This window comes from Candidatus Polarisedimenticolia bacterium (assembly GCA_035764505.1).
In the GTDB taxonomy this organism is placed as follows: Bacteria; Acidobacteriota; Polarisedimenticolia; order Gp22-AA2; family AA152; genus AA152.
This window is the reverse complement of the sequence record DASTZC010000070.1, coordinates 1-8214: the sequence shown is the minus strand read 5'-3', so window position 1 is coordinate 8214 and position 8214 is coordinate 1. Positions and strand designations below refer to the sequence as shown.

Sequence of the window (8214 nt, the reverse complement as noted above, 5' to 3'; positions counted from 1 at the left end):
CCGAGGCGGCCCGTCGCCGCCTGGCGCTGCTCGTCGACAAGTACCTCAACCGTTAGGAGCCTTCCTTGTCTATCCTGGTCGTCGGGTCGGTGGCGTTCGATTCGGTGCAGACCCCCACCGGCAGGGCGGAGAACGTCCTGGGCGGATCGGCCAGCTATTTCGCCGTCGCCGCCTCCTTCTTCGCGCCGGTCCACTTGGTGGCGGTGGTCGGCGAGGATTTCAGCGAAGAGCATGCGCGCATCTTCCGCGATCGCGACATCGACACCGCCGGGCTGGCGCGCGTGCCGGGGAAGACCTTCCGCTGGAGCGGGGTTTATGCCGACGACATCAACCAGAGGACGACGCTCGCGACCGAGCTGAACGTCTTCCAGGAATTCCAGCCGCAGCTTTCCGACAGGCTGCGCAAGGCGGAATACCTCTTCCTCGGCAACATCGATCCCGACCTGCAGCGCTCGGTGCTGGGCCAGATGAAAGGGCCCCGCTTGGTGGCCTGCGATACGATGAATTTCTGGATCGAGGGGAAGCGCGACTCGGTCAAGGAGATGCTGAAGGGGGTCAACGTCCTGGTGATCAACGACGAGGAGGCCCGCCAGCTGGCGCAGGAGCCCAATACCGTGCGGGCCGCCAGGAAGATCCTGGGATTCGGCCCGACCTCCCTGATCATCAAGCGGGGCGAGTACGGCGCCGCGCTGTACAGCAACCACTCCCACTTCGCGGTGCCCGCCTATCCGCTGATCGATCCGGTGGATCCCACCGGCGCCGGCGATTCGTTCGCCGGAGGCTTCATGGGACACCTGGCGCGCCAGGGATCGCTGGACGAGGCGACGATTCGCCAGGCGCTCGTGGTGGGCAGCGTGATGGCCTCGTTCTGCGTCGAGGACTTCAGCCTGCGGCGTCTCGCGGCGCTGCGTCCCGAGCAGATCCGCACCCGATTGAAGGAATTCCACCGCATGACCCAATACGCGGATCCGACGTAGTCAAGTGCCCTTCTGGCTCCTTCTCGTCGCCACGCCGCTCGTCTCCGCCGCCGGCTATTTTCTTCATCTTGTCTGGCTCCTCCCCCTCCTCCAGGTGCTGCCCGCCTATCCCGTCATGGTGCTCGATCTCAGGCGCGGCAGGATCGCCGCGGCCGTGGGGCACATGCTCGCCTGGGCGGTGCTGCTGGCGCTGACGGTGGGGACGCTGGCTTATTTCGCTCCCGGCACCGGCGAGACCTCGATCCTCCACGGGGCGGCCTACCGCGACGAGATGCTCGGCTGGGTCCGCACCGGCGTCGGGAAGGAGAGCTCGCCGGCGAGGTTTCTTCCGGAGCATGCGCTGCACTTGGGGGCTTTCGTGGTCCTGGCGCTGGCCTCGGGCGGCTTTCTGGCGCTGCTCCTGGGAGCGGTGCTGATGAACTACATGAGCTTCTACGTCGGCAGCCTCCTGGCGATCGCGCAAACCCCGTCCACGGTCCTCCTGTTCGGCTGGCCGCCCTGGGCCATGCTGCGCGTGATCGGCTTCGTCATCCTGGGAGTGGTCCTCGCGATTCCGCTGCTGCGGCGGCTGGCGGCGCTCCCGCAAGCTCGCGGAAACCCGCGCCTCTGGATCGCCGTCGCGGTCGTATGCATTCTCCTCGATGCCCTTTTGAAGACCCTGCTCGCACCACGCTGGAGCGTCGTCCTGCGTGGCGCCCTTTTTCCTCTGACCGGGTTTTGACCGCGTCTTCGCGCTTGGCCTAGAATCGCGCACCGGCGAGACGCGAAGCGGCCGGAAACGGAGAAAGATTCGTCGATGCGACGCACAGCCCGGGGGACAGCCGACATCCAATCCAGCGGTCTGCGGATCGGCATCGTGATGAGCGATTACCATGCGGAACTCGGCGAAGCGCTCCTGGAAGGGGCCGTCGACCGGCTGAAGCGATCGGGACTCACCCCGCTGCGCGTGGCGCGCGTCCCGGGGGCCTTCGAGATTCCGCAGGCCATCGCACGCATCCTGGATCGCTCGGAGGATCGCCCGGACGGCATGATCGCGCTGGGAGTCCTGGTACGCGGCGAGACGCTGCATTTCGAGATACTGGCCCGTGAAGTCTGCTCCCGCCTGCAGGCAATCGGCGTCGCCACCGGAGTGCCGATCGGCTTCGGGGTCCTGACGGTCGACTCCGATCGCCAGGCCCGCGATCGCGCCGGAAGGAACCGTTCCAACAAAGGCTGGGAAGCAGCCGAGGCGACCCTGAGGATGGCGGCGCTGTACCGGGACCTCGAATCCGGCACGGCCGCGCCGGCAGGCAGGGGCCGGAGGCGGAGTCAACGTGGGTGAGCGGCGCAAAGGCCGGGAATTCGCGCTCCAGATGCTCTACCAGATCGAGGTAGGGGGGAGCCGCGAAGAATCCCTGGCCACCTTCTGGGAAGGAAAGGACCCAAATCCCGAGACCCGGGACTTCGCCGAGGGCCTGGTGCGCGGAACGCTGGTCCATCTGGAGGAGATAGACGCCTTGCTGCGGCAGAACCTGGAGCACTGGCGGCTGGCGCGAATCGCCGCGGTCGACCGGAACGTGCTGCGCCTGGCCGTCTTCGAGCTCCTGCACCAGCCGCAGACCCCGCAGCCGGTCATCATCGATGAAGCCATCGAGCTGGCGAAATGTTTCGGGGGCGACGAATCGGGAGAATTCGTCAACGGAGTGCTCGACGGATTACGAAAACGGCTCGACCCCGCACCTTCCGAAGCTGCTCCCCCCTCCGATTAAGCCTTTCATTTCAGGCACTTGCTTCGTGATTGTCGGGTCTTGAGCCCGCCCACCGCCCCTTCTCGCCGTGAACTATCTCCTTTTCCCGGAATGGATTGGCAATCCCGTGATTCGTTCCTATATTTCCTCCGTCGTGCCCCCCGCCGGGGGTGCCGCATTCCGGAGGAGCGAACCCTTGAGTCTCGTGGGAAGCCTCAAAGACCTCCCTTTCTCCGATATTCTCCAGATCCTCTGTCTCAGCCGCCGCTCGGGCATTCTCTACCTCGGCCAGGAGGACTCCCTGGCGATCCTTCGCTTCAAGGGAGGACTGCTCCACGGCATCGATCTGCCGGGCGAGGAATCGCCCCTGATCCGCGGCATCCGCCGCGAGCGGCTGGTTCCCGACGATGTCCTGGTTCAGGCAATCCGCGAGTGCCGGAGGGCCACCGATTCGTTGCTGCAGATCCTGGCGGCGAAGACCTACCTCGATCCGGAGCAGGTGCGCAGAGTGGTGGTCGGCGAGGTGCGCGCGGTGATCCGCCGGCTCCTGACCTGGAGGGAAGGGGAGTTCCGCTTCGAGATCGACGGCACCAAAGAGGCGGGCGGCGTGGCGCGCGATGAATCGCGGCGCGGATACGGCAAGGCCTCGACCGAAGGGACGCTCCTGCGAATACCGGAAGGGCTGGATCCGCGCGAGATACTCCTCGAGGAGATGCAGGCGAGGGGCAGCGAGTCGGTGCACCATTTCTTCCTGCCCGACCTGGGCTCGTGCGGCATCCCCGCGACCGACGGCGGCAGGGAGCCCGAGACGCCGGACACCCCCGAGACGCTGAAAGGCGACGGGACCCTGGCGGTCGTTCTGGTGGACGAAAGAACGGTCTATCGCGAGCTTCTGGGCGGGACCTGGCGCCGTGAAGGATTCCGGGTCGAGACTTTCACCTCGCCCGAGGCGGGATACCAGAGATTCGCGCTGCTGTCCGAGGCCGGCGCTCCCGTCTCGCTGGTCACCGACCTGGTGGTCCCCGAAACCGGCGGCTCGGGCTTTGCCGGCGGGCTGGAGCTGCTGATACGGGCGCGCCAGGAGTTTCCCGGAGCGCGCGTGATCCTGATGTCGGAAGGAGTCGACCCCACGGTCGAGGAGGCGGCCCGCTCGCTCGGGGTGCGCGCCATCCTGCAGAAGCCGACGGTGCTTCCCGCCGACGGCGATTCGCTGCGCGAGACGGTGGAGGGGCTCGCCCGGACCGGGGCGCGCATCCTGCGCGATGAGAATGCCGAGCTGGCCGCCGCTCCGGAGGAGGAGCGCTCCGAGACGATCCGCGTGGTGGATCAGCTGTCGCTGCTGGGGGCCCTGCTCGGCGAGTTGCGCCGCCCGGGCAGCGAAATGGAGATCCCGCTTTTGGTGCTGCGTCTCGCCTCCGAGTATTTCGAGCGCGGCGTCCTCCTGGAAGTCGGAAATGGAGAGGTCCGAGGGCTGGGGGGCTTCGGCGGAGGCCGCGATGTCGCGGCGTCCAACGGCCGTTTTCGCCGGTTGGCGCTGCCGCTGGTGCCCGGGACCCACCTGATGGAGGCGGTCGCCGCCAAAACCTCCGTCCGCGGCCCGCTCGATCATCCCGAGGAGAAAAAGCTCCTGGAGCAGCTGGGCGGACCTTCGGGCGACGGCCTCCTTCTGCCGCTGATGAGCCAGGACCAGGTGGTGGCGGTCCTGTATGGCGACAACGGGCAGAGCGACTCACCCGTCGGCGACACGCGCGGGCTGGAGATCTTTCTCGGCGAGGTGGGAATCGCGCTCGAGCAATTCCTCCACAGACCGGCGGAAGCGGAGGCGCAGAGGAAGTTCGCGTGAACCTGGAGTGCCCCGGCTGCCGGGCCCGCTACCGTCTCGACGATGCGAAGGTCCCCGGGGAAACGGCCCGCCTCAGCTGCCCCAAGTGCCGCGCCGTCTTCATCGCCCGTAAGAGCTCACCCTCCGGTCCCGCGCGGATGCCCCAGGGAGCGCCAAAGACCCCGGCGACGACTCTGACGGCCCTGCTGGCGGACGAGCCGCGCGAATTCCGTGACTTCACCGCCGGGCTCCTGAGGGAAGGGGGCTTCGAGGTCGGCATCACCGACAACGGCGAAGAAGCGCTCCTCCTGGCGGGAAGCCACCGCTTCGACCTGATCCTCCTCAGCGTCTACCTGCGGCGCCTGCTCGGTATCAACGTATGTGAGCGGCTGAAGAGCGACCCGGATCTGCGCTCCACTCCCGTCATCCTGATCGGCGCCATGGCCCGGCAGGAGCCGGGAGGACTGCCGCGCGGGCTGTATGGGGCCGATGACATCATTCCCACCAGCCTGGGCCCGGGCGAGATGAAGCGGAAGATCCGGGAGTGGGTCCCTGCAGCCTGCTTCGCGGAGGAGCCGGGACCCGCGGCCCTCTCACCCGTCGTCGCCGTCCATTCCGCCGCCTCTCCCGCCAGCGCCGAGGAGATGGAAATCCGCCGGCTGGCGCGCATCATGGTCTCCGACATCCAGATGTACCATCCGGAGAAATTCAGCCGCGCCCTGCGCGAAGGGACCTTCTTCGAATCCTTCGGCGAAGAGCTCGGAAAGGGACGTGAAATCGTCGACCAGCGCTTTGCCCGGGTCGCGAACCGTGCCCAGCTGATGGCCTCCGCGCTGCGCGACACGCTGGAGGAAATCCGTCCCGACCCCGTCCATCGGCGCGCCTCGGCCTCCTGATTCCGCAATCTCCCCGAAACCAGGATCCCGCTCCATCCCGGCTACTGCGCCTCCGGGTGTTGCGTATCGGAAATCACGTTAACATGTGCCGAGCCGCCCGGATTGCAGGCGCCGCGGCCCATGGCCGCTCCACCACGAAGCGCCGCGTACCCCTGTGGCTACGCAAGCGAGACGCAACGCCGCAAGCCGGGATGGATCGACGGCCGAATGTAACGGGATTACCGATACGCGACACCAGGGAGGCGTCTTGAAATCGTCCCGCTACGTGCACGGCACCTCGCGCCCGGAGCAGCACCGGCTCGCTCTCCTGAACGATCTGCTGAATGCGAACTCCCTGGAGGCCCTGGCGCTGCGGCGCGGCCAGCGGGCTCTGGAGGTGGGCAGCGGGCTGGGACATTTCGCGCGGGCCATGGCGCTCGCGGTGGGACCGCGCGGCAAGGTGGTGGGGGTGGAAAAGAGCGCGCGGCAAATCCGCGCGGCGCAGCGCCTTCCCGGGAGCCGCGGCCCGAGGCTTGAGTTCCGCTCCGGGGACGCGCGCGCGCTGCCCCTGACGCCCTCCGAATGGGGGAGCTTCGACGTGGTGCATGCCCGCTTCCTGCTCGAGCACCTGCCGGACCCGCTGGCCGCGGTGCGGGAGATGGTCCGGGCGGTACGCCCCGGAGGACGTATCGTCCTCGAGGACGACGACCACGATCTGCTTCGCCTGCATCCCGAGCCGGCCGGGTTCCGCCGCCTGTGGCGCGCTTACGTGCGTGCCTTCGCGGCGACCGGCAACGACCCGTTCATCGGCCGGAAGCTGCCTGCCCTCCTGCTGGCGGCGGGCGCCGAGTCGACCCGTTGCACCTGGCTGTTCTTCGGCAGCTGCTCTCCCGCCCCGCAGTTTCCCGGCTTCCACCGGAACCTCATGGGAGTGATTGTCGGAGCGCGGCGGCAGCTCGTGAAAACCGGCGGGCTCTCGCCGGCTGAGCTCGCGAAATCGCTCGCCGCGCTGCGCCTCTGGGCGGCGCTGCCGGGCGCCTCGATCTGGTATTCGGTCTGCTGGGCCGAGGCCCGCCGTCCTCGTTGACAGCCCCGATCAGGGGTGCTAATTTTCGCGTTCCTGTCCACCGCCCTCACCCCTCCAGCACCGGAGCTTCCGTGAGCGAATTCGATTTCACCTCCATCGAGGCCAAGTGGCAGCAACGCTGGGAGGAGGAGCGCGCCTTCGCCGTCGACAACCGCCCCGATCCGGAGCGGCCCGGCTTCTACTGCCTGGAGATGCTGCCGTATCCCTCCGGCCGGCTGCACATGGGGCACGTGCGCAACTACACGATTGGCGACGCCGTGGCGCGCTTCAAGATCGCGCGCGGCTTCAAGGTGCTGCATCCGATGGGATGGGACTCGTTCGGGCTGCCGGCGGAGAATGCCGCCATCCAGCGCAAGATCCACCCGCGCGTCTGGACCGAGGACAACATCGCCCAGATGCGCCAGCAGCTCAAGCGGATGGGCTACTCCTACGACTGGGATCGCGAGATCGCCGCGCACCGCAGCGACTACTACCGCTGGAACCAGTGGTTCTTCCTCAAGATGTTCGAGCGCGACCTGGCCTACCGGGCGCACCGCTGGGTGAACTGGTGCGCCACCTGCCAGACCGTGCTGGCCAACGAGCAGGTCGAAGGGGGAGTCTGCTGGCGCTGCGGCTCGCCGGTGACGCGCAAGTCGCTGGAGCAGTGGTTCCTGCGCATCACCTCCTATGCCGCGGAGCTGGACGACTGGCTGCCCAAGCTGACCGGCTGGTCGGAGCGGGTCCGCCAGATGCAGAAGAACTGGATCGGCCGCAGCGAGGGCGCCCTGGTGCGCTTCCCGCTTCCCGATCTCAAGGAAGACCTCGAGATCTTCACCACCCGTCTGGACACGATCTACGGGGCCACGTTCTGCGTCCTGGCGCCGGAGCACCCGGCGGTGGAGCGCCTGGCGGCGGGAACGCCGCAGGAAGGGACGGTGCGCGAGTTCGTGACGCGCATGCAGGCGCGCGACGTGGTCCACCAGGACGCCCAGATGGGAGGCGAGAAGGAGGGGGTCTACGCCGGACGCGACGCGCTGAACCCGTTCACCGGCGCGCGCATCCCCGTCTGGGTGGGGAACTTCGTCCTGATGGAGTACGGCACCGGAGCCATCATGGCGGTTCCGGGCAACGACGCCCGCGATCACGAATTCGCGCGCCGCTATCATCTGCCGATCCGGCCGGTAGTGCGCCCCGAGGATCCCTCCGCCATCCCGCCTGAAGAGGGGGCTTACACCGCGACCGGCGTTCTGATCGACTCCGGCCCCTACACCGGCATGCGCAGCGCCGAGGCGATCGAGGCGATGCTGCGCGCCGGCCAAGAGAAGGGGATCGCGCGGCGCACCACCAGCTTCAGGATCCGGGACTGGGGCGTCTCGCGACAGCGCTACTGGGGGACGCCGATTCCCATGATCCACTGCGAGGCGTGCGGCATCGTGCCGGTGCCTTACGAAGATCTTCCCGTCCTGCTTCCGGAGGAGGTCCGGTTGAGCGGGGAAGGGGGCTCGCCGCTCGCTTCGGTCGAGAGCTTCCTGCACGTCCCCTGTCCGCGATGCCGGCGGCCGGCGCGGCGCGAGACCGATACGATGGACACGTTCGTCGATTCGTCCTGGTACTTCCTGCGCTTCGCCGATCCGCGGAACGCCGAGCTGCCGTTCGATCCGGCGGCGGCTGCCTACTGGATGCCGGTCGATTTCTACAGCGGCGGGGTCGAGCACGCGATCCTGCATCTGATCTACTCGCGCTTCTT

8 protein-coding genes are annotated in these 8214 nt (G+C 67.7%); all 8 read left to right on the top strand.

Annotation, left to right across the window (positions count from 1 at the left end):
• Positions 1-65 precede the first annotated feature (65 nt).
• Positions 66-977, top strand: a complete 912-nt coding sequence (locus VFW45_04840) for a PfkB family carbohydrate kinase (GenBank protein HEU5180093.1) — start codon at positions 66-68, stop codon at positions 975-977.
• Positions 978-981: 4 nt separating this feature from the next.
• Positions 982-1698 carry a hypothetical protein gene (locus VFW45_04835; protein HEU5180092.1) on the top strand — a complete coding sequence of 239 codons (717 nt, stop codon included), beginning with the start codon at positions 982-984 and terminating at the stop codon, positions 1696-1698.
• 75 nt (positions 1699-1773) lie between these two features.
• Positions 1774-2298: a 6,7-dimethyl-8-ribityllumazine synthase gene (gene ribH / locus VFW45_04830; protein ID HEU5180091.1), complete on the top strand. Its 525-nt coding sequence runs from the start codon at positions 1774-1776 to the stop codon at positions 2296-2298.
• Complete coding sequence (nusB, locus tag VFW45_04825) at positions 2291-2725, top strand: transcription antitermination factor NusB (GenBank protein ID HEU5180090.1); 435 nt, start codon at positions 2291-2293, stop codon at positions 2723-2725. The genes ribH and nusB overlap by 8 nt, the downstream gene beginning before the upstream one ends.
• Positions 2726-2909: 184 nt before the next feature.
• On the top strand, positions 2910-4547 hold the full coding sequence (locus VFW45_04820; protein HEU5180089.1) for a response regulator: 1638 nt from the start codon (positions 2910-2912) through the stop codon (positions 4545-4547).
• Positions 4544-5422 (top strand): zinc-ribbon domain-containing protein, encoded by an 879-nt coding sequence (locus VFW45_04815; GenBank protein ID HEU5180088.1) that lies wholly within the window; start codon positions 4544-4546, stop codon positions 5420-5422. Before VFW45_04820 ends, VFW45_04815 begins: the two co-directional genes overlap by 4 nt.
• Before the next feature lie 247 nt (positions 5423-5669).
• Positions 5670-6488 carry a methyltransferase domain-containing protein gene (locus tag VFW45_04810; GenBank protein HEU5180087.1) on the top strand — a complete coding sequence of 273 codons (819 nt, stop codon included), beginning with the start codon at positions 5670-5672 and terminating at the stop codon, positions 6486-6488.
• A 71-nt stretch (positions 6489-6559) separates the two neighbouring features.
• Positions 6560-8214, top strand: a 1655-nt coding sequence (gene leuS / locus VFW45_04805; protein HEU5180086.1) for a leucine--tRNA ligase, incomplete at its 3' end; no start/stop codon positions are given.

Bases quoted from the DNA above. Each gene is read 5' to 3' on its own strand.
- ribH (HEU5180091.1), top strand. From the start codon at position 1,774: ATGCGACGCACAGCCCGGGGGACAGCCGACATCCAATCCAGCGGTCTG.